The sequence below is a fragment of the Geodermatophilus sp. SYSU D00965 genome (genome assembly GCF_054050075.1).
Map to the genome: position 1 here is coordinate 282,969 of NZ_JBJGYQ010000003.1, position 21,035 is coordinate 304,003.

Consider the following 21,035-nt stretch of genomic DNA (forward strand, 5'->3'; position numbering starts at 1 on the left):
GGCGGAACGGTCGGGACCGTGGGACGTCCGACGCCGACCTGCAGCACGGGTCTCACGTCGCCACCTCGGCGTCGCGCTGAGCGGGTCCAGCCGAAGGCGCCCCAGCTCCCGACCCCGTCGTCACGGCACGCCGGTGGGCCACGTCGAGCGTCGCCGCGAGGGCGAGCAGGAGGATCAGCAGTTCTGCGCCACCCCGCAACGTGAGGTGCGGGTCGAACAACATCAGGACCGCGACCGCCCACGCCACCGTGGTGACGCTGATCCCGACGGCTCCGACCACGGGCTGCCGCACAGCGGCCAGACTCGTCCCTCTGCGCGCAGCCACCACGAGCACGAGGAGCACAGCCAGGAGGAGCGGTACGCCCCCCGTCCACAGTGCCCAGGTGTAGCCGCTCTCGATGTAGACCCAGTCGCCCCGGAAGACGAGATCTGGGACGCGACCGGCAGTCTGCACCCCGAACAACCAGTTGAAGTCGGTCCCGATGGGCGGCCAGAAGTACCGCTCGAGGTTCGCCAGACGCCCGTAGGGCCCGGTCCAGGAGTTTGGCAGGCCCGTCTGCGGGTCCGTGACGTCGAGGCGTGCGGCCAGAACCGGCTGGAGCACCTGCAGGCCGACTGCCGCGAAGGAGACGCCCACGAGTACGGCCTGCGGCACGGTGCCCGTCGCCACCGCGAACGCGATCCCGGCGACCACCAGCCCCACCAAGACGGATGCCTGACCGGAGGCGAGGGCGAACAAGCCCAGGACCGCTGCCGCTGCCCACAGCAGGCGGCCCCGGCCGGGCAGGCGTAGGGCGAGCGCCGCGGCGATCACCGTTGCGTAGATCATCACGTCGCCGTAGGCGATGGGGTTGCCGAGCGTCGCCGTCGCGCGATTGCCGGCCAGGTCGTACCCGTTCTCCTCGGGCGGGACGAGCGCGGTCAGCGCGTCGATCACCGGCCCGACGCCCACGGCCTGGAGGACTCCGATCACGCCCAGGACCCCGGCGGAGACCAGTACCGCGCCCAGCGCCCATCGGACGGCCCGGAGGTCGCGCAGGAAGAGTCGTACGACGGCGTAGAAGAGTGCGAGCTTCCACGGCGTCAGCGCGTACATGAGGTCGTCCACCGTGATGTCGCGGGCGCGCGCGTACATCCACAGGAGGGGGGAGACCGAGCTGGTGAAGGCGAACGCGAGGACCGCCAGGTCCAGAGCGTGGCCGCCCCGTGGCAGCCGCCACCCCGCCCGCGCCCACCGCCGGAGGACAGCGGGCACCAGGCCGCACAGCACAATCGCCAGCAGCCCCTCGTTGAGACGCAGGTACGGGATCACCGCTCCGCGGCCCAGGCCGGTGAGCAGCGGGTTGAGCGCGATGAAGCCGATGACCGCGCCGACCGGCCAGAGGGCGGTGAGCACCACCAGGAGGGTGCCGCCGGCGAGCACCAGGGCGAACACCGGCGCCGCTGCGATGACGGGGACGAGGAGGATCGCCACGATCACGAAGGTCAGCGGGATCACGATGTCACCAGCGGTTCTCCAGCCGAGAGCCGGCGGCGGGGAGGGCTTGCCCGCCGCGACCGGCGCCGACCACCGGCCGAGCAGAGCGGAGAAGCGTCGCCCGACAGCGCCGAGCGATGGTGGGCTCCCGGCGGTCACGAGCTGGTGTACCTGCTCTGCCGCTCACGCATCCGGAGCAGGGTGAGGAACGCGACCGCCAGGAGGACCCCGACCAGGAGACCGCCCGCCGCAGCCCGTACCGGCTGCGGGGACACCGGGTCCGGGAGGACCTCCGGAGACCCGAGCGCAGTCACACTTCCGTGGTTGGCGAAGGAGGCGGTACGCGTCGACTCCGCGGAGTACCGATCCACCAGGTACTCCGCCGTCGCCAGGCCTCGCGCCCGCAGCGGATCGAGGACCTGCACCCGCAAGACGCTGCTGTCCTCGACGGGCTCGGCGCTGACGGAGTTGATCAACTCCTGCGGATCACGCCCCACGGCAGCAGCCGCGTCCTCGAGGAAGTCGCGGCGGGTGAGCAGCACCGCGTGCGTGGACAACTGCCTGGCGATGCTGTCCACGGTGGCCGTGTCGCTGGGTTCGTGGAGGAACTCGACCTCGACGGCGTAGACGGGCGGTTGGGAGGCGCTCTCCACCGCCGCACCCAGGGTGGGCACCACCATGAGGAGCACGACGAGCAGCGCCACGACGGCCCGGCGTCGGCTGACCCGGTGGCGGCTGGGCCCTGGGGTGTGCTCGACCCGCGTGGGGTCCTGGCTGGACACCGCGTGGGAGGGATGCCGATCAGCCTCACCGGTCGTGGGAGGAGGCGGTGTCAGTTGGCTCATCGCTGCACCCGACCCGCCCAGAGCACTCCGGGGACGGCAGTGTGTTCGGGCGGCGTGGACACCGTGGTGCTCAGAGTCCTGCGGTCGGGGACGCCCACACTCATCGGCCCACGCCTCTCCTCGGCTCAGCGAGGTGCCGGACGCTACCTCAGCGACCGCGCGGAGATAAGGCCTAACGAATGGCCGAGTGGAGATGCCGGAATTGCACGTTCACATACATCACAATTCGTAGCGAAACTAGAACTGATCGTATTTGGCGACCTCTCGCATCGCCCCGTTGTCGGCGGATCGTCGGTCGCCGGCGACGTTGTGGCGCATCCGCTCCAGCGCCGCGGCGACGCGGGCCAGCTCCTCGCCGTCCAGCCCGGCGCGCAGCTGCTCGTCGTGCGCGCGGGCGGCGTCCCGCAGCCGGTCGAACAGCCGCAGGCCGGCCTCGGTCAGCTCCACCCGGCGCACCCGGCGGTTGCCGGGGTCGGCGACGCGGGCCACCAGCCCGGCCGCCTCCATCGCGTCGAGCTGCTGCGTGAGCGTGGCCGCGCGCAGCCCGAGGGCGTCGCCCAGCTCCCGCTGCGTGGCGACCGGGCCGCCGCGCAGGGCGAGCAGGACCAGCCACACGGTGCGCGACCCGCCCGCGGCCGCCAGCCGGGCGTCGAACGCGCGGCTGACCTCCCGCGCGACGCGGGCGAGGAGCAGCCCGATCGGCGGGCCGCCGGGAGGCCGGGGCACGCAACCACACTACCGCAGTCCGTTCGGTTCCTGACCTTTCGGTACCGAACGGTCTGGCGTACGGTCGGAGCCGGCCGACCCCCTCCACCGAGGAGTGCCGCGATGACCACCACTGCGCCCCCCGTCCGGCTGCGCCTGGGCCGCGACACCCGCCGACTGGTCCTGCTGGTGCACCTGGTCTGCTCGCTCGGCTGGCTGGGTGCCGACGTCGTGCTGGGCGTGCTCGCGGTGACCGCGTTCACCTCCGACGACCCGTTCCTGGTGGCGTCGAGCTTCACGGCGCTGGAGACCTTCGCCGTCCCCGTGCTGGTCACCCTGGGCCTGGGCAGCCTGGCCAGCGGCGTCGTGCTCGGGCTGGGCAGCCGCTGGGGCGTCGTCCGCACCCGGTGGGTGCTGGTCAAGCTGGTGCTCAACCTGGTGCTGGTGGCGCTGGTGCCCGTCCTGCTGCAGCCGCAGGTGGCCCAGGTGGCGGCCGCCGTCCGCTCGGCCGACCCGGTGCTGGCCGACGGGCTCGGCCGCGGCCCGCTCAACCTGCTCTTCCCGGCCTTCGTGTCCGGGACCGCACTGGTCGTCGCCTCGGTGCTGGCGATCTGGAAGCCCTGGGGTCCGACCCGCCGGCGCTGAGAACACTGCGGCCCCGCTCCCACGAGGGGAACGGGGCCGCACTGCTGTCTCAACCAGACGTGCACCCGAAGGGATTCGAACCCCTAACCTTCTGATCCGTAGTCAGATGCTCTATCCGTTGAGCTACGGGTGCGTGTGTTCAGTTGTCGTGCGCGGAGGCTCCGGGATTTGAACCCGGGATGGGGGTTAACCCAAACCGCATTAGCAGTGCGGCGCCATAGACCGGACTAGGCGAAGCCTCCCGGGGTCCGAGTCCCCCCGGAACCACCGAGAAGAGAGACTACCAGCGCCCGCCGGCGCCGTTCCGCCGGGGTCCCCCGCCGCCGGAGCCGGGACCTCAGGCGGCCACCGGCTCGGCGGCGGGACGGCGGACCCGGCGGCCGGGCACCAGCGTCGCGGTCACCGCGAGCGCCGCGCCGACGACGGCGAGCACCAGGCTGCCGCTGACGCCGGCCGAGCTCTCGATGAGCCCGCCGCCGAGCGCGGCGCCGACCGCCGAGGCGCCGGTGGCGATGGTCGACAACCAGGTGAACGCCTCCGTGGTGGCGTGCGCCGGCGCCAGCGCCCCCACGAGGCTGTTCTGCACGGTCAGCGTCGGCGCGATCGCCGTCCCGCCGAGGAAGAGCAGCGCGCCGAGCACCCAGGGGTCGGACGCCGCGGTCAGCGGGGCCAGGCCGATGGTGACGCCGAGCAGCAGCCAGCGGTACTGCCGGGGCAGGGAGATGCTGACCACGCGGGCGCCGAACCACAGGCCGCCGGCCACCGACCCCAGCGACCACAGGGCCAGCAGGACGCCGGACATCCCGGGTGCGCCCGCCGCGTCGGCGAACGCCGGGACGGCGACCTCGAGCGCGCCGAAGCCGAGCATCAGCGCCGAGCCGCTCACCAGCACCCGCGGCATCCCCGGCGCCAGCACGGTGGCCAGCGGGGAGGTCCGCTCCGCGGCCGGCGCCGGCACCCAGCCGCGCATCGCCCGCGACGTCGCGATCCCCAGCGCGCCGCCGACGGCGAGCGTCCCGGCCACGCCCACGGCCCACGCGGCGCCGACCAGCACCGCCAGGGCCGCCACCACGGTGGGGCCGGCGACGAACACCAGCTCCGTGGCGGTGGCGTCCAGCGCGAAGGCCGTGCCGCGCACCCGCGGGTCGACGCGGGACCACAGCGCGCGGACCGTCCCCGACACCAGCGGCGTCCCGGCCCCGGCGGCCGCCGCGGCGGCGACCACCACCGGGGTCGGCGCGCCGCCCAGGACCACCGCGACGAGCAGGGCGAGCAGCAGCGGGTAGGCCGCGGCCTGGGCGAGCAGGACCGGGCGCGGGGTGCGCCGGTCGGCCAGCCGCCCGAGGACCGGGGCCATGGCGGCCATCGCGATCCCGTGGACGGCCGACGCGAGGCCGGCGACGGCGTAGGAACCGGTCTGCTGCTGCACCATGAGCAGCAGCGCCAGCGGGACCATGGCCGACGGGAGGCGGCCGGCGAACCCGGCCACGAGCAGCACCGGAGCGGACGGCAGACGCCAGACGGACAGGTACGCACGCACGACAGAACTCACTTCACGAGCACGGAACGGGAAGAGTAGGGGGTCAAACCTCGTTGACCACCTACAGACTAGGGACGCGACCGTAGGGAGTCAAATGAGATACGCCACCTACCGCTCGCCGCGCCGGTAGGGAGCTCCGTGGACTACGACACCTTCGGGTCGAGCGCCGTCGAGCTCGCCATCGACCTGGCCAACACCGACCGCACCGACCCGCAGTGGGCGGCGGCGTTCCTCCGCGCCCACGACGAGTGGTTCGAGCCGGGCACCGCGACCGAGCTCACCGCGGAGCAGGACGCGCAGGCCGCGACGACCGCCGACCTGGTCCGCGCGGTGGCCGTGGCCGGGTCGCAGGCCGAGGTGATCGAGCGGCTCAACGCCCTGCTGGCGCTCGCCTCCCCGCAGCCCTACGCCACCGACCACGACGGCGAGCTGCACCTGCACTACGCCCGGCCGGAGGCCCCCGTGCTCGAGCAGCTGACCACGACGGTGGCCATGGGCCTGTCGCAGGTGGTGGTCCAGCACGGCTGGCAGCGGATCGGCGTCTGCACCGCGGAGGGCTGCGACAACGTGTACGTCGACACCTCGCGCAACGCCAGCCGCCGCTACTGCTCCAACACCTGCGCCAGCCGCTCGACGGTCGCCGCCTACCGGGCCCGCCGCAAGGCGTGAACGGAGGAGATCCGTCCGTGTGACCCGCACGGATCTCCTCCGCAACCGCTAGCGTCCGGCGGCATGCGCAGCGCCCGGCACTGGGACGTCCGGCTGCACTCCCTGGTCGGCGGCCTGCCCGACTCCCCCGCCGACCGTTGGCTGCGCCGCCTCACCACCGCCGCCGACCACGGCCGGCTCTGGATGGCCGTCGGCCTGCTGCTCGGCCTGCGCCGCGGTGCGCTGCGGCGGGCGGCGATCCGCGGGCTGGGGTCGCTGGCGGTCTCGAGCACGGTGGTCAACGCCGTCCTCAAGCAGGTGTTCGGCCGGCGCCGTCCCGACCTGGCCGGGCACGCCCTGGAGAAGTTGCTGCACCACCCGCTGACCACCCACTCCTTCCCCAGCGGGCACGCCGCGTCGGCGGGGGCGTTCGTCACCGGCGTGGCCCTGGAGAGCCCGCTCGCGGGAGCGGCGCTGGCGCCGGTGGGCCTGGCGGTCGGCTACTCGCGCGTGCACGTGGGCGTGCACTACCCGGGGGACGTCGTCGCGGGCCTGGCCGTGGGCGCGGCGGTCGCCGCGGGCAGCCGGCGCTGGTGGGCGGTCCGCCCGGCGACGCCGGCCCGGGTGCGGACGGCGCGGTCGGCCCCGGCCCTCCCCGGCGGCGAGGGGTTGGTCGTCGTGGTCAACCCCGGCTCGGGCCCCGAGGGGTACGACCCCGCCGAGGAGGTCCGCCGGCTGCTCCCCCGCGCCGAGGTCCGCGAGCTGGCCCCCGACACCTCCGTGGCCGACCTGCTGGACGGGCCCGCGCGGTCGGGGCGGGCGCGGGCGCTGGGCGTGGCCGGCGGTGACGGCAGCGTGGCGGCCGCGGCCGCGGTGGCGCTCGAGCACGACCTGCCGCTGGCCGTGCTGCCGGCCGGCACGCTCAACCACTTCGCCCGCGACGTCGGCGTCCACACGCTGGAGCACGCCGCGGCGGCGGTCGAGGCCGGCCAGGCGGTCGAGGTGGACGTCGCCGACGTCAACGGGACGCCGTTCCTCAACACGGCCAGCATCGGCAGCTACCCGGAGATGGTGCGGCGCCGTGACGCGCTGGCCGGCCGGCTGGGCAAGTGGGCGGCGATGACCGTCGCCGTCGCCCGCACCCTGCGCTCCGGGACGCCGGTGTCCCTGCTGCTCGACGGCCGGCCGGTGCTGGTCTGGATCCTCTTCGTCGGCAACTGCCGCTACACCCCGCGCGGGCTGGCCCCCGCCTGGCGGCCGCGGCTCGAGGACGGGCTGCTCGACGTCCAGTACCTGCGCGCCGACGTCCGCTTCAGCCGGACCCGCGCCGTCCTCGGCTCGCTGCTCGGCATCAGCGACCGCAGCTCCGGCTACGCGGAGTTCCAGGCCCGCTCGGTGCGGGTGGTCTCCCGCTCGGGCCCGCAGCAGGTCGCCTTCGACGGCGAGACCGGCGAGGAGACCACCGCGTTCGCCTTCGGCAAGCGGGCGGGGCTGACCGTCTACTGCTGCCGCGACGACTGAGCCCGGACGACGACCAGCAGCGCCATCGCGGTCAGCGCCTCCCCCAGCTCCTCGACCAGCGTGCCCGCCGCCCGGGTCAGCGGGCCCACCGGGTCCTGCACGAGCGCGGCGAGGTCGGTGAGGACGTCGAGGCCCAGCGCGGCGGCCGCGCAGCCGGCCAGCGCCAGCACCACCGAGCCGGTCGCGGCCACCCCCGCCCGGCGGCCGGCCGTCCACAGCGCGGCCAGCACCGGCCCGGCGAGCACGACGCCGGCGAGTAACTGCACCAGCGGCGGCACCCCCGCCTTCAGCGTGCCGTGGGCGCTGACCAGCTTGGCCGCCGCCAGCACCAGGCCCACCGCGCCGACCGCCGTCCACCACCGCGCCGGGCCGCCGGAGGTCGCGCTGGCGGCCCGCAGCGCCGCCCAGGCCGCGGCGGCGAACAGCGCCGTCGTGAACAGCCGGGGCAGGCTGCCCACCGCGTCGAGGTCGAGCATCCAGGACCACCCGCCGCAGCCCCCGGCCCGGCACTCCAGCCGCACCACGAAGCCGGCGGCGAACAGCCCGACCGCGGCGGCGGCGAGGGCGAGCACCCGGCGCCGCGGGACCGGGCGCGCCTCTGTCACGGGCACGATCATCCCGGTCGAGGGGGCCGCGGTCATCGACCCTTCGGAGTGGTCATCGACCCTGCGGAGTGGCTGCGACCTCACTACGGTCGTGATCAAGGGGTGTCCCGGCGCGGTCCGGGGCACAGGAGTTCCCGAGGTCCCCGACGAGAAGAGGTCCCCGCCATGTTGGTCCGCCGGATCGCCCGGCCGCTGCTCGCCTCGACGTTCGTCTACGGCGGCATCGACACCCTGCGCAACCCGCAACCCCGGGTCGCCGGCGCGCGCCCGGTGGTCGACAAGGTCACCGAGGTCGCCGACCAGCAGCTGCCGGTGCAGGTGCCGCGGGACGTCGAGCAGTGGGTCAAGATCGACGCCGGGGTGAAGGTGGCCGCCGGAACGCTGCTGTCGATCGGCCGGCTGCCGCGGCTGTCGGCGCTGGCGCTCGCGGTCAGCATCGTGCCGACCACGCTGGCCGGGCACCGCTTCTGGGAGCACGACGACCCGCAGCAGAAGGCCGGGCAGACGATCCACTTCCTCAAGAACCTCGGCCTGCTCGGCGGCCTGCTGATCGCCGCCGTCGACACCGAGGGCAAGCCGTCGGTGGGCTACCGGGCCCGCCGGGCGGCGAAGCGGGCCGCAGACACGACGGAGAAGAACGTGGCGCGGGCGCAGAAGCGCGCCGCCAAGGCGCAGAAGAGGACCGAGCGGAAGCTGAAGGCTCAGCAGAAGCTGAAGAGGTCCTCCCGCTGACCGCTCCGCTGACGCCCGCGGCCGCGCTCCGGAGGATCGCCTTCCTCCTGGAGCGCGCCCGCGAGCCCACGCACCGCGTCGCGGCGTTCCGCACCGCCGCCGCCGTCGTCGACACCCTCGGGCCCGAGGAGCTCGACCGGCGGATCCGCACCAAGACCCTCACCGACCTGCGCGGCATCGGCCCCAAGACCGGGGCGGCGATCGTGCAGGCACACGCCGGCGAGGTGCCCGAGTACCTCGCCCGGCTCGAGGAGGTCCACGGCGAGCTGCTGCCGCTGGCCGACGACGTCGCCGAGTTCCGCGCCGCGCTGCGCGGGGACCTGCACGTGCACTCGGACTGGTCCGACGGCGGCAGCCCGATCCGGGAGATGGCCGAGGCCGCGATCGGCCTGGGCCACGAGTACGTAGCCCTCACCGACCACTCCCCCCGGCTGACGGTGGCCAACGGTCTGTCCCCGGAGCGGCTGGAGCGGCAGCTCGACGTCGTCGCCGAGCTCAACGAGGAGCTGGCGCCCTTCCGCATCCTCACCGGCATCGAGTGCGACATCAACGTCGACGGCTCGCTGGACCAGACCGACGAGCTGCTGGGCCGGCTGGACGTCGTCGTCGCGAGCGTGCACTCCGACCTGCGGGCCGACCGCGCGGCGATGACCGAGCGGATGCTGACCGCCGTCGCCAACCCGCACACCGACGTCCTCGGGCACTGCACCGGCCGGCTGCTGATCCCCCGCGAGCAGCGGGAGGGACGGCGCCAGCGGCCGCGCCCGGAGAGCGAGTTCGACGCCGAGGCGGTGTTCTCCGCGTGCGTCGAGCACGGCACCGCCGTGGAGATCAACTCCCGGCCCGAGCGGCTGGACCCGCCGATGCGGCTGCTGGCCCTCGCCGTCGAGCTGGACTGCGAGTTCGCGATCGACACCGACGCGCACGCCCCCGGTCAGCTCGACTGGCAGGGCAACGGCTGCGAGCGGGCTGTGGAGTGCGGCGTCCCGGTCGAGCGGGTGGTCAACACCCGGCCGGCCGCCCAGCTCCTCGACTGGACGACCGGGTGAGCCGGCGGGGTCTGCAGTCCCCCGCCCGGGTGATCCACCGGGGCTCCGAGGCCTCCTCTGTCTAGAGTCATCACGGCTCGCCGAACTCCGTGGCCGGTGCACCGCCAGGAGCGGCCTGGCACGGACCGGTGCGGCCTGCGGCAGCCACGACCATGCAGCCGGCCGGATGCCCCGCGACGCTGCGCGACGAGGGGCCGAACGGAGATCCCGCATGACGACGAGCGCAGCCGACCCGGCCGACCGGGGTGAGTCGGCGCCCTCCTCCCCGCTGCGGATCAGCCACGTCATCCACTCCCTGGGGCCCGGAGGCGCCGAGAACGTGCTCGTCGAGCTCGCCGCGGCCGCCCCGTCGGCCGGCCTGCAGTTGCAGGTCATCGGCCTGTCGCCGGTCGACCGGCCGGTGCACGCCGAGTCGCTGCGCGACCTGGGGGTGCCCGTGGTGCAGCTGGACCTCCCCCGCTGGGATCCTCGTGCCGTTCCCGGCACCGTGGCCGCCCTCCGGGCCTTCCGCCCGCACGTGGTCCACACCCACCTCAAGCACGCCGACCTCGTGGGCGCCATGGCGGGCGCCCTGCTGCGGCTCCCGGTGGTCTCCACGCTGCACGTGGTGGAGGACGCCCCGGCCGGCGCGCTGGCGCGGTACAAGCGCACCGCCGGCCTGGTCGTGCGGCGGCGCACCGCGGCCCGCACGATCGCGCTGAGCGCCCGGCAGCGGGAGTGGTACGAGGAGCTCACGGGCACCGACCGCGGATTGGTCGTGCTGCCGAACGGCGTGGCCGACCCGGGTGTCGCCGACGTCGCCCGGCGGGCCGCCCTGCGCCGCGAGCTCGGCGCCGGCGACGGTCGGCCGCTCGTCGCCTCGGCCTCGCTCATGCGCCCGGAGAAGGGACACGCGCTGCTGCTCGACGCGGTCGCCCAGCTGCCGGCCGAGCTGCGACCCGTCGTCGCCCTGGCCGGGGACGGCCCGCTGCGCGGGGCCCTGGAGGCCCGGGTGGACGCCGATCCCCGCCTCCGGGACGTGGTGCGCTTCCTCGGCTACCGGGACGACGTCCCCGCCCTGCTGGCCGCGGCCGACCTCGTCCTCCACACCAGCCTGGCCGACGCCCTGCCCACCACCCTCATGCAGGCGCTGGCCGTGGGGGTGCCCGTCGTGGCGACCCGCGTGGGCGGCATCCCGGACATCGTGGGCACCGAGGCGGGGATCCTGGTCGACACGCAGGCCCCCGACGTCGCCCGGGCGGTCGCCCGGCTGCTCCAGGACGACGTGCTGCGGCACCGGATGGGTGCCGCCGGTCGCGCCCGGTTCCTCTCGTCCTTCGAGGCCACGGGCTGGGCGGCACGCCTGCGCGACCTCTACACCGAGGTCCTCGGCGAGACCGCTCGCGGCCGGGCGCGCCGGTAGGCCCCCGGCCCACCGGCGCGCCCGGCGACCGTCAGGCTCGCCGCGGGCGGCGGCGCAGACGCGCCCGGGCCACGTCCCCGGCCAGCGCGAGTGCCACGACGCCGGCGACGGCGACGGGAACGAGCGCGATCCGCCGGTCGAACGCCGGCTCGGAGGACTGGACCAGTGGCGATCCGGCCACCTCCAGGGCGCCGTACAGGGGGCTGAGGGTGTTGACGAAGTCCACCGCGGCCGCGCGCACCTCCAGCGCCACGGTGTTCACGTCCGCGGCGTCGGGCCCGGAGGCGGTGAAGGTGATCAGCGCGGAGTCGACCGAGGCGGACGCCTCGACCGAGACGGGGTCGACGAAGACGCCGAGCTCGGCGGCGCGCTGCACCCCCTCCCCCTGGAACCGGTCGCTCGTCGCGATACCGGCCAGGGTGCGCACCAGGCCGGTCCGGCTGAGCGTGTCGAGGTCGTAGGACGGCGACTCCGAGCCCGACTCGAACTTCACGACCAGCTGCATGTCGGCCGTGGCCGAGTACACGGTGCCCGGCCGTCCACCCGCGGTCCACAGCGTCGCAGCGAGCCCGAGCAGCAGTGCCACGAGGGCGGCCGCGGACCAGCGCCGCGCCCGCCCTGGTCGTGGCCGCGGGCGGACCAGCGGACGGACCGCGAGGTCCTCCGGGACGACCCGCGCGCGGTGCAGCTCGGCCGCGCGCCGCCGGGCCCGGATGTCCAGCGCCGCCCCGAGTGCGGCGACCAGCAGGAACGACCGGAAGGTCGCCAGGTGCAGGAAGATGCTGGCCAGGGACCACCCGAGCAGCGCCGCCAGGACGGCGTTGGCCAGGGGCAGCGGCGCCGCGTCCCCCATCGCCGGCCCGGCCGCACGGGCGAGCTGCCGGGCCCGCCAGGCGACCAGCGCGGCGGCGCCCAGCAGGAGCAGCCAGGCCAGCAGGCCGAAGAGCCCACCCTCCGCCGCCGCCTCGAGGTACAGGTTGTGCGGGGCGAACGGGAGGGAGTCGATGCCCAGCCGGCGCAGGTAGTCCGGTGTGAGCAGCAGGAAGTTGCCGGGACCGACGCCGAGGACCGGGTGGTCGATGACCATCCGGAGCGCGGACTCCTGGGCGGCGACGCGACCCTCGAGCGAGGGGTCGGTCACCCCGAGGCCGCCCACACCCAGCGTCGAGAGGGTCAGCAGACGGCTGCCCACGCCGGGCAGCATGAGCGCGAGACCGATCGCGAGCGGCGCGAGGACGAGGGCCTTGAGCGCGGCACCCCCGGCCAGCACCGCCCAGACGCACAGCACCACGAAGAGGGCCAGCAGGCCACCCCGTGACCCGGTGAGGGCGACGCCCCCGAAGACGGCCAGCGCTGCGCACAGCCAGAGCACCCGGCGCCACCGCGACGCCGCCATCTGGGCGAAGGACAGCGTGAAGGGGAACCCGAGGACCAGGACGCGGCCCCAGAAGTTGGCATCCTCCTGCGGTCCGGCGTGCCGCGCCGTGGCCCCCCCGAGGTCGGCGGCGAGCGGGACGTTGCTCAGGCCGGCGAAGGTCACGTCGTTCCCGACGACGAACTCCTGCACGACGGTGAGCACCGCGAGCGCGGCGAGGGTGAGCGCGAACGCGCGGGCGAGGGCTTGCGGGGCGCGCCCGGGCGCCAGCAGCAGCACCACGAGCACCACCGGCCAGAGCATCGCCTTGGCCGTCACCGCCACGGTGACCAGCGCGGTGTCGACGTCCTGTGCGGTCACCATCGCGATGGCCTGCACCACGACGTAGAGGACCGCGACGCTGAGGAACGGCGACCACGCGGGCCGGATGTGGCCCCGGAGCCAGGCCAGGCCGGCCCCGAGGAGGGCGAGGGCGAGCAGGGCGCTCTCGCCACCGGGCAGGCCGTTGATCGCGCCGACCCCGGAGAGGTTGCCGGCCTCCACCACCCCGACGAGGACGACGAGCAGCACCGGGCGGACCAGGAGCAGCGGCACCGCCAGGACGAGCGCGGCGACCAGCGGGGCGAGGAGCGGCAGTCCCAGCGCCGTGGTGACGCCGAGGACCGCCACGCCGAGCACGGCGCAGCCGACCGCGACGGCGACCGCAGCGGTGGGTGTCCGGTCGGCCGGCGCGGCCGGCTGGTCCGGCGCGCCCGCCCCGACCGGACGGTCGAGGAGCTGGGTCACCGCACGGGCTGCTGCGTCACCGGGTCGGCCACGCGAGCGACCGCCGGCTGGGTGTCCGCCGAGCCGTTCCCGACGACGGGGCGCTCCTGCTGGCGGACCACGGCCGGCTCGCGGAGCGGAGCCGGGTCCACGGGCCGCGCCGCGGCCAGCGGCCGGGACTGCCGGCGGTTCTGCTGCAGCGCGCGGACGGCGAGATGGGCGGCGACGCCCGCGATGAGCGCGACCGCGGCGACGACGGCGGCGAAGACCCCCGCCACCAGGCCCGTCCGCTCGGCCGTGCCCTCGGCCGGTGCGACGACCGAGACCGCGTAGGGGGCACCGAGCTGGTCGAAGTAGGGCTGGGCCTGGCCCAGCGCGGCGTCGGCGGCCGCCTCGGCGTCCCCGGGATCCGACCCGGTGGCCGAGAGCTGGATCAGGGAGGTGTCCGGGACGACCTCCACCGTCAGCTCCGGCTCGGAGCCGGCCCCGTCCACGGCTGCGGCCGGATCGGCGCGCAGGTCGAGGATCTCGGCGAAGGTCGTGGCGATCTGCCCCCGGCTGAGCGTGTCGTAGTACGACGCCGCCTCCGCCGCGTCCCTGACCGGCAGGACGACGAGGGTCGCGCGCGCCTGGTACTGGACCGGGGTGAGGCTCCAGAAGACGGCGCCTCCGACGAGGACGAGCACGAACACGGCCAGCGCGGTGAGGACGGCGGCACGCCGGCCCGGCGCCCTCGGGGAGCGGGCCTGCGTGGACGACCCAGGAGCAGCAGTCACCGCTCAACCGTAACCGCGTCCTGCCAGCACGTTCGCCGGCACCGGGTAGAACGGTCCGGGCTCGTCGCGAAACCACCGTATCGGGGGACCACCGTTCCACCCGGGCGGAGGTCGGTCAGCTGCCGTCCCAGGAGGCGAGGACCCGGATCCTCTCCCAGGGGATGTGGGGCATGTCGTAGTAGTCCCACGGGAAGCCGGCGACCTCCTGGTACGGGTCCTCACCGGAGGTGGGCACCTCGAAGACGATGCCCATCGAGACCTGCGAGCTGTCCCGGACGTAGGCCCCGTACTCCTGGAGCGCCCGCGCCACCGCGCGCTCCCCCGGGGTGATGTCGGGGATCGCGGACACGTCGATCGAGGGGTCGAGCTGGATCCGCGCGCCCTGGGGGATGCACGGGAGCGAGTCGGCGTGGCCGTCGGTCTTGGTCGCGGGGTACCGGTAGACCTCGGGGCAGCTCTTGTCCGAGACGATCGCGAGCGCGTGCGGGATCCGCCCCTCCTCGATCTCCGCGGTGCGGGTCAGCCCCGCCAGGAGGTTGATACCGGCGCCGGTCGCCCCACCGGTCGCGCCGCCGGCCTCGCCGCCGATGCCGTCGCTGTCGACGCCGGCCCAGGTGCCCCACGAGGCCTCCCAGCCCGACCCCGTCTGCCGCGCCTGCCAGAAGTCGTAGACCCGGCCGGTCGCGCGGTCGATCACCACCATCGCGCCGTCGCTGCCGGCGCTGGGCGAGGCCCCGTCCGGCACGCGGACGGGCTCGGTCTCGAGGGGGCACTCCCCCCACCCGGTCTGCGTGCAGTCCACCGCGACCGACGGCGTGCCGGCGTCCACCTCGTACACCGGGACGCCGTAGTCGTAGAGGAGCGCGACGGCCCCGCCGTCCTCGAGGAGGGCCGTGGCCATGTCGTCGCTGGCCTGGTCGAGCCGCGGGTCCTCGGGGATCGGCGAGTTCCACGGGCTGTCCGCCGCGAACGGCAGGGCCGGGTCCTCCACGCCGCCGGTGCTCGGCGGTGGCTCGACCGGCTCGGAGGTGCACGCCGCGGCGAGGACGGCGACGGCCAGCACGGTGGGGCCGAACGTCCGGCGCCGCCGGCTCGACCGGCGACCGGAGTGGATCGGTGTGCCCACCTTGCTGCTCCCGGGGACCGCGGACGGGTGACGGCCGAGGGCGGCCGGTGACGTCCCAAGGTAGCCCAGCGTCACGGGTCACCGCTGTGACCTGGGACCGAGCGGTCCCCCACTCCCCCTATCGGAGTACGCGGCAGCGGCCGCCGTCACCGGGACGACCGCTCCCGGACCTCATCCGGCCAGGACCCGCAGCCGGTTCCAGGGGATGTGCGGCATCGTGTAGTAGTCCCCGCTGAAGCCGGCGGCCGGATAGGGGTCGGCCTCGCCGAACGGCGCCTCGAACTGCACGCAGAGGTTGGAGCCGCAGTTGTCGCGGTTGATGGCGCCGTAGGTCTGCAGCGCCCGGGCGACGGCTCGCTCGCCAGGCGTCATGTTCGGGATCGCATCGACGTCGATCGACGGGTCCAGCTGCAGGCGGGCACCCTCGGGGACGCAGTCGGCGCGTCCGGACTCGCCGTCGGTCTTGACCGCCGGCGCGCGGAACTGGCCGGAGCAGGAGTTGTTGGTGGCGACCGAGAGGGTGTGCGGGATGTGCAGGTTGCGCATCTCGAAGGTCCGGACGACGCCGGTCAGCGCGTTGATGCCCGCTCCGGTGGCGCCGCCGTTGGGCCCACTGCCGGTGCCGGCGAGGTCGGCGCAGGTGCCCCAGCTCGTGGTCCACTGCCCGGCGCCGGTCCTGCGGGCCTGCCAGAAGTCGCAGACGACACGGTCGACGAGGTCCACGATGATCATCCGCCCGTCCGACCCGGAGGTGGGCTGGGCGTCTGCGGGGATGCGCATGGTGCGCTCCGCCACGTCACAGGTCCCCCAGTCCTCCGTGCAGGTGACGCGCGCCGTCGGCGTGCCGGCCACCGCCGTGAAGACCGGCTCACCGTAGGCGTAGAGGTTGGCCGTGGCCGTGTTGCTGGCCGTGACGCTCCGGACCATGGCGGCGCTGTTGCGGTCGATCGCCGGGTTGGCCGGGATGGGGGTGTTCCAGACGCTGGTGGTCGCGAACGGCCGACCGGTGGCCGCGGTGAGCAACCCGAGCGCGGCATCGGTGCCGGCGGCCGCGGCGGGCGGCGCCGGGGCTGCCGGGGCCGCCGGGGTCGAGGCCGTCGGGGCCGCCGGCGCCGTGCCGGCGTCGTCCGGCACCTGAGGCGGCGCCGCGTCGACCGACGGTGCCGCCGCGGGCGCTTCGGCGCTCGGTGCGGCCGGCGCCCCCGGCGCCGAGCCGCTCCGGGGGGAGCGGGTGCTGGTCACCGGGACGCAGGTACCCCGCGGGTGCTTGCGGTGCACCTCGATGGCGGTCACCAGGGGGAGGTCGCGGATCCCGCGCGCTTCGATCGTCACGTTGCCGTCGTCGACCCGGGCGGTCCAGGCCTTCGTCCAGGCCCGCAGCGGACCGCCGGCAGCCCGGGCGACGTCCACCCGCGGGGACCCGACCTCGCCGTCCTCGATGCTGACCGAGAACACCCGGCTGCCGCGGCCGCCGGGGCGCCCGTCCACTCCGAACCACGGCTCCGCGGCGTGCATCCGGACGACGTACTCGCCGGCCTCGCCGACCGGCAGCTCGTAGCGGAACTCGCCCACCCGGGAGGTGCGGTAGAGCACGTCGGCACGGGTGCCGCGGATGTCCCGGTCCTCGGCCACCGCGACCGTGCGGGCCTGCGTGCCGAGGTCCGCCGACCACACCCGGCCGCCCACGGTCACCTGCGGCCCGCTGATGTTGACGCGCGCGACGGCGACCTGGTTCGCGGTTCCCTCCGGACAGTGCACCGACGCCGCCGTCTCCAGCACACCGGATGCCCCGGACACACCGGTCGTGACGGCGACGGCGGAGAGCCCGAGCACCAGGCCGACCCATCGCCCCAGTGGCCGGCCGACGCGAGAACGGCGTGCGGGTCTGGCGTGACGCGACATGTGGGCCCCCGTGGCGCGTGCGATGAGGTGGTGGACGGCATCCCGCATCGCAGCACGCGCGCGACCAGGAGAGGGAATCGGGACGAACCACTCCGTCACAGCTGCAGGGCACTGGCCAGCCGTGGCGTCCGTTGGAACTGATGGTCAGCGGTCACACACGGAGAGCGAGGACCAGCTGGCGAAAGGTTACGGGACGATCACGCTGTGTCAACCGTTTGAGTGACAGTCGTGAACGAAGTGACACAGTCGGCACCCGTCGCACTGGGCCCGGACGTCCGGAGAGGGTCGACTCAGCCCCGAGGTCGCCGGACGACCGCGCGCTTGACCACACGGGCGGCCTTGCGCAGGACCTCGCGCAGATCGGTCTCGGCGTCGACGAGGACCCGCGGCACCTCGAGCGGCGCGGTGGCGGCACCGGCCAGCGCCGAGCGCGTCGTCACGGCGAACGCGTAGCCCGCCTCACCGGCCAACGTGACGGTCTCGGCGGAGTAGTCCTGCGCCCGGCCGTTCGGGTAGGCCAGGACGTCGACCGGTCGCCGGAAGTGCGCGGTGAGCTCGCGCCGCGAGTCGGTGAGCTCGGCCGCCTGCCCTGCCGCGGTCTCCCGGCTCAGGATCGGGTGCGCGCAGGTGTGCGACTCGATCTCGTGGCCCAGCCGCAGCAGCTCGCCCGCCTCGTCCCAGTCCATGAACTGCCGGCCGAGCGGCGGTCCGTCAGGCACCAGCCGCTCCCGCAGCTCGGCGACCGCCGCCAGCCGCTCCTGGGCGTCCAGGACCTTGAGCGCGTCGGCCACCGCGTCGAAGGACCCCCGGCGGGCAGCCGGGGTCGAGGTGTCGTGCCGGGCGCCGTCCCAGCGCAGCTCGGTGGCGGTGGAGTGCGCGAAGGACCAGCCCAGCTGTTCCCACCACACCGGCGCGGTGTCGGAGAGGAAGCCCGGGACGAGGAAGAACGACGCCGGCAGCCCGGCGGCGTGCAACGCCGGCGCGGCCACCGTGACGTTGTCGAGGTAGCCGTCGTCGAAGGTCAGCGCGACCGCCCGCGGTGGCAGGGGACGGCCGGCCGCCAGGTCGGCCAGCGCCGAGCGCAGCGGGACGACGTTCGTCCAGCGTCGGAGGAAGCGCACCTGGCGCTCGAAGCCGCGGCGGCCGGCCTCCGGCGTCGTGCCGTGGAAGCCGTACGTCGGTTCGATGTTGTGGTAGCCCAGCACCAGGAGCCGGCGGCTCATCTCGTCCCTCTCCTCGCCACGATCCCCACGCCGGTCAGACCCGGGCCACCGGGCGCCCGGCGGCCACGGCTGCGTAGCGCGCGGCCAGCTCCTCGGCCCATCCGGCCGCGGAGAACACCGTCTCGGCCCGGACACGGGCAGCGGCACCGCGCCGCGCCAGCTCGGCCGGGTCCCCGAGGGCCTCCCGCACGGCGGCGGCGACGAGGTGCGGCGACGGGGTCGGGACCAGCCACCCCGTCTCCCCGTCGACGACGACCTCCGGCACGCCACCCACGTCGGTCGCGACCGTGGGGACGCCGCAGGCCGACGCCTCGAGGAGGGCGGTCGGCAGCGCCTCGGAGTGCGTGGGCAGCACCGCCAGGGTCACCCGCGGGAGGAGCTCGTGGACGTCGTCACGGACGCCGGCGAAGACCACGTGCGACGCGACGCCGAGATCCCGCGCGAGCTGCCGCAGCATCTCCTCCCGCGGACCGTTGCCGATCAGCAGCAGCCGGGCGTCGGGGTGGGCCGCGACGACGTCCGGCCAGGCCCGGACGGCCTCCTCCTGCCCCTTGCCCGGACGCATGTGCCCGACCACTGCGGCGACGGGCGCCCCGGCGGGGACGCCGAACTCGGCGGGCAGCTCGGCGGGGGCACCGGCCGGGAGCGGCCGGAACCGCGCGACGTCGACACCGTTGTGCACCACGCTCCAGCGCGCGGGCGCGTGGCTGCGCGGGTACCGGGCGGCGAAGCCGTCGTAGGAGCCCTGGGACACGAAGACCAGGCCCGCTGAGCGACTGCCGACCGCGACCGCCAGCCGCTCACGGACCGCCTCCCGCCCGGCCAGGGGCCCGGGCACGTGGTGCAGGGTGCACAGCACCGGACGCCGCGCCAGCCGGCCGGCGATCGGCGCCAGCGTGCTCGCGTCCTCCAGGTGGGCGTGGACGACGTCGCACCCGGACTCCCGGATGGCCCGTGCCAGCTGCGGCACGCCGCTGGGCTGCAGCAGGCGGGTCAGCCCCAGGAAGCGGACGGGCAGCCCCGCCGCCTGCAGCCGGGGCAACCAGGTCGCCCGTCCCTCCGTGGGCGGAGCGAGTGACAGGACCTCGAGCTCCAGCCCCAGCCGGGGAGCCTCGGCGGCGAGGGTCACCAGGACGTTCTCCGCACCCCCGAACGCGAGGGAGTCGATGACGACGAGCACCTTCACGACGTCGTCCCCCCGCCCGGGGTCACGGGCAGTGCCAGGGAGTGCCGGTAGACCTCCTCGATCCGCTCGGCCACGGTCGCCCACGAGGCCCCCTCGGCCGACCGCGCCCGGCCCGCGGCGCCCATGCGCTCGGCCTCGTCGGCGTCGGCGAGCAGCCTGAGCAGCCCGGCGGCCAGGGCGTCGACGTCCCCCGGCGGCACGAGCAGCCCGGTCTCCTCGTGCGCGATGACGGAGGGGAGGTCGCCCACCGTGGTCCCGACGACCGGCCGGCCGAAGGTGCGGGCCAGCTCCACCACGCCGCTGGCGTTGGCGTACCGGTAGGGGGCCACGACCACCCGCGCCGACTGGAACAACGCCGAGACCTCGCCCATGGGGACGTAGCCCGCCCGCAGGTCGACCCCGCCGATCCGCGCGGCGCTGCGGCGCAGCTCGTCGAGGTCCGTGTCGCCGGACGGGGCGCCGGCGACGACCAGTCGCGCGTCCGGACGCTCCGCCCGGACGCGTTCGAAGGCCTCCATCAGCAGGTCGAGGCCCTTGTAGGCCTGCATGGTCCCGAAGAAGAGGACCTCGGGTCCGGTCTGCCGGGCCGGGAACGGCGCCTGGTCGAGGAAGACGCCCTCGTCGCCGTGCGGCACCACCGTGACGTCCTCGACGTCCGGCCATGCGGTGACCAGGTCCTTGGCGGAGCGGTCCCCGAGGACGACCACCGAGTCCACGCTGCGGTAGCCCAGCCCGAACGACGCGTACAGCAGCCGGTTCTGCCGGAGCACCTCCCCCGTGGCCCGCTGCTCGTTGAACGGCAGCGGCGAGTGGGCCAGGGTGACCAGCACCGGCCGGCCCCCTCTGCGCCGCCGGGACAGCCACGCGGTCGCCACGCCGTCGACGGGGAACCGCCCGCCGGAGAACTGGACGACGTCGGGGCGCGTCCGGCTGATCCGGCGGAGCAGCACTGCCCAGGCCAGGTGGTACCGGCCGGCCCGCACCACCCGGCGCAGCCGGCGCTTGAGCGGCGGGTCCCCCGCTCCCTCGCTGGCGTGCCACGTGGGCAGGCACGGGACGATCCGGAGACCCGGGTGCCGGCTGGCCAGCTCGGGGCGGGGACCGGTGAGCAGTTCGACCCGGTGGCCCCGCGCGGCGAGGGCCTCTCCCAGCTGCACCGCGAACTGGAACAGTCCACCCGACGGGCTGAACTCGACGAGCGTCACCGTGAGCGCGGTCAGAGCCGTGCACCTCCTCGGGCCGGGGCGGCCGTGTCTCGTGGTCGTGGGCCGTCGTCGGCGCCGAGCGCGGGCGAGCCTAACGCGGTCGGGGCCCACCGCGAGACCGCTCGCGGGGTCCCCGGGCCGGGACCACCGGATCGGGTGGCGCCGGGTTCACCGGGCGGGGTCAGCCGCCGGCTCCGCGGAGCATCGAGCTGAAGGTGCGCAGGACGATCTTGACGTCGAGCCAGAGTGACCAGTTCTCGATGTAGTAGTTGTCGAAGCGGGCGCGGTCGGCGATGGAGGTGTCCCCG

Annotated in this window: 19 protein-coding genes and 2 tRNA genes; 6 read left to right on the forward strand and 15 right to left on the reverse strand. The window is 75.0% G+C overall.

Translation table 11 applies throughout. The features are described from left to right. Positions 1–52: 52 nt before the first annotated feature. The 3 genes from ACI789_RS04425 to ACI789_RS04435 all read right to left on the reverse strand — a co-directional run bounded on the left by ACI789_RS04425 (position 53) and on the right by ACI789_RS04435 (position 3,048). Complete coding sequence (locus tag ACI789_RS04425; RefSeq protein WP_457006906.1) at positions 53–1,498, reverse strand: hypothetical protein; 1,446 nt, start codon at positions 1,496–1,498, stop codon at positions 53–55. Positions 1,499–1,632: 134 nt separating this feature from the next. Further along, entirely contained in the window at positions 1,633–2,181 is a 549-nt protein-coding gene (locus tag ACI789_RS04430) for a hypothetical protein (protein ID WP_457006907.1), read from the reverse strand. A 378-nt stretch (positions 2,182–2,559) separates the two neighbouring features. Beyond that, complete coding sequence (locus tag ACI789_RS04435) at positions 2,560–3,048, reverse strand: MarR family winged helix-turn-helix transcriptional regulator (protein ID WP_457006908.1); 489 nt, start codon at positions 3,046–3,048, stop codon at positions 2,560–2,562. A 102-nt stretch (positions 3,049–3,150) separates the two neighbouring features. Here ACI789_RS04435 and ACI789_RS04440 point away from each other — a divergent pair, with 102 nt between their 5' ends. Continuing rightward, complete coding sequence (locus ACI789_RS04440) at positions 3,151–3,672, forward strand: hypothetical protein (RefSeq protein ID WP_457006909.1); 522 nt, start codon at positions 3,151–3,153, stop codon at positions 3,670–3,672. A gap of 60 nt (positions 3,673–3,732) precedes the next feature. Here ACI789_RS04440 and ACI789_RS04445 read toward each other — a convergent pair. The 3 genes from ACI789_RS04445 to ACI789_RS04455 form a co-directional block, all read right to left on the reverse strand. Continuing rightward, positions 3,733–3,805, reverse strand: a tRNA-Arg gene (locus ACI789_RS04445). Between the two features lie 20 nt (positions 3,806–3,825). Continuing rightward, a tRNA-Ser gene (locus tag ACI789_RS04450) sits at positions 3,826–3,914 on the reverse strand. Positions 3,915–4,009: 95 nt separating this feature from the next. Then, positions 4,010–5,212, reverse strand: coding sequence for an MFS transporter (locus ACI789_RS04455; protein WP_457006910.1), 1,203 nt, complete (start codon positions 5,210–5,212; stop codon positions 4,010–4,012). A 138-nt stretch (positions 5,213–5,350) separates the two neighbouring features. Here ACI789_RS04455 and ACI789_RS04460 point away from each other — a divergent pair, with 138 nt between their 5' ends. Further along, complete coding sequence (locus ACI789_RS04460) at positions 5,351–5,881, forward strand: CGNR zinc finger domain-containing protein (RefSeq protein ID WP_456920774.1); 531 nt, start codon at positions 5,351–5,353, stop codon at positions 5,879–5,881. A 63-nt stretch (positions 5,882–5,944) separates the two neighbouring features. Then, on the forward strand, positions 5,945–7,381 hold the full coding sequence (locus ACI789_RS04465) for a phosphatase PAP2 family protein (protein ID WP_457006911.1): 1,437 nt from the start codon (positions 5,945–5,947) through the stop codon (positions 7,379–7,381). Here ACI789_RS04465 and ACI789_RS04470 read toward each other — a convergent pair. Then, positions 7,360–7,986: a hypothetical protein gene (locus ACI789_RS04470; protein ID WP_457006912.1), complete on the reverse strand. Its 627-nt coding sequence runs from the start codon at positions 7,984–7,986 to the stop codon at positions 7,360–7,362. The genes ACI789_RS04465 and ACI789_RS04470 overlap by 22 nt on opposite strands. A gap of 165 nt (positions 7,987–8,151) precedes the next feature. On the opposite strand from ACI789_RS04470, the gene ACI789_RS04475 reads away from it, so the two are divergent. The 3 genes from ACI789_RS04475 to ACI789_RS04485 all read left to right on the forward strand — a co-directional run bounded on the left by ACI789_RS04475 (position 8,152) and on the right by ACI789_RS04485 (position 11,169). Then, positions 8,152–8,718, forward strand: a complete 567-nt coding sequence (locus ACI789_RS04475; protein ID WP_457006913.1) for a DoxX family protein — start codon at positions 8,152–8,154, stop codon at positions 8,716–8,718. 47 nt (positions 8,719–8,765) lie between these two features. Next, positions 8,766–9,767: a PHP domain-containing protein gene (locus ACI789_RS04480; protein ID WP_457006924.1), complete on the forward strand. Its 1,002-nt coding sequence runs from the start codon at positions 8,766–8,768 to the stop codon at positions 9,765–9,767. A 211-nt stretch (positions 9,768–9,978) separates the two neighbouring features. Next, the gene (locus ACI789_RS04485) at positions 9,979–11,169 is read left to right on the forward strand and encodes a glycosyltransferase family 4 protein (protein ID WP_457006914.1); all 1,191 of its coding nucleotides are present in this window, start codon (positions 9,979–9,981) and stop codon (positions 11,167–11,169) included. Positions 11,170–11,200: 31 nt separating this feature from the next. Here the strand turns inward: ACI789_RS04485 and ACI789_RS04490 are convergent, their stop codons facing one another. From ACI789_RS04490 to ACI789_RS04525, 8 genes are all read right to left on the reverse strand, one after another. Beyond that, positions 11,201–13,330: an O-antigen ligase family protein gene (locus ACI789_RS04490; protein WP_457006915.1), complete on the reverse strand. Its 2,130-nt coding sequence runs from the start codon at positions 13,328–13,330 to the stop codon at positions 11,201–11,203. Beyond that, the gene (locus ACI789_RS04495) at positions 13,327–14,085 is read right to left on the reverse strand and encodes a hypothetical protein (RefSeq protein ID WP_457006916.1); all 759 of its coding nucleotides are present in this window, start codon (positions 14,083–14,085) and stop codon (positions 13,327–13,329) included. Before ACI789_RS04495 ends, ACI789_RS04490 begins: the two co-directional genes overlap by 4 nt. Before the next feature lie 115 nt (positions 14,086–14,200). Continuing rightward, entirely contained in the window at positions 14,201–15,211 is a 1,011-nt protein-coding gene (locus ACI789_RS04500; RefSeq protein ID WP_457006917.1) for a hypothetical protein, read from the reverse strand. A 171-nt stretch (positions 15,212–15,382) separates the two neighbouring features. Further along, positions 15,383–17,044, reverse strand: a complete 1,662-nt coding sequence (locus ACI789_RS04505) for a malectin domain-containing carbohydrate-binding protein (protein WP_457006918.1) — start codon at positions 17,042–17,044, stop codon at positions 15,383–15,385. A gap of 359 nt (positions 17,045–17,403) precedes the next feature. Next, entirely contained in the window at positions 17,404–18,336 is a 933-nt protein-coding gene (locus tag ACI789_RS04510; RefSeq protein WP_457006919.1) for a polysaccharide deacetylase family protein, read from the reverse strand. A gap of 34 nt (positions 18,337–18,370) precedes the next feature. Continuing rightward, positions 18,371–19,522: a glycosyltransferase gene (locus ACI789_RS04515; RefSeq protein ID WP_457006920.1), complete on the reverse strand. Its 1,152-nt coding sequence runs from the start codon at positions 19,520–19,522 to the stop codon at positions 18,371–18,373. Continuing rightward, positions 19,519–20,727, reverse strand: a complete 1,209-nt coding sequence (locus ACI789_RS04520) for a glycosyltransferase family 4 protein (protein WP_457006921.1) — start codon at positions 20,725–20,727, stop codon at positions 19,519–19,521. Before ACI789_RS04520 ends, ACI789_RS04515 begins: the two co-directional genes overlap by 4 nt. Positions 20,728–20,908: 181 nt before the next feature. After that, complete coding sequence (locus tag ACI789_RS04525; protein ID WP_457006925.1) at positions 20,909–21,022, reverse strand: sugar transferase; 114 nt, start codon at positions 21,020–21,022, stop codon at positions 20,909–20,911. Positions 21,023–21,035: the final 13 nt, after the last annotated feature.

What these genes read in the sequence shown, in the direction of transcription:
- ACI789_RS04440 (WP_457006909.1), top strand. Translation starts at nt 3,151, where the DNA reads ATGACCACCACTGCGCCCCCCGTCCGGCTGCGCCTGGGCCGCGACACC.
- ACI789_RS04465 (WP_457006911.1), top strand. Translation starts at nt 5,945, where the DNA reads ATGCGCAGCGCCCGGCACTGGGACGTCCGGCTGCACTCCCTGGTCGGC.
- ACI789_RS04475 (WP_457006913.1), top strand. Translation starts at nt 8,152, where the DNA reads ATGTTGGTCCGCCGGATCGCCCGGCCGCTGCTCGCCTCGACGTTCGTC.
- ACI789_RS04485 (WP_457006914.1), top strand. Translation starts at nt 9,979, where the DNA reads ATGACGACGAGCGCAGCCGACCCGGCCGACCGGGGTGAGTCGGCGCCC.
- ACI789_RS04510 (WP_457006919.1), bottom strand. Translation starts at nt 18,336, where the DNA reads ATGAGCCGCCGGCTCCTGGTGCTGGGCTACCACAACATCGAACCGACG.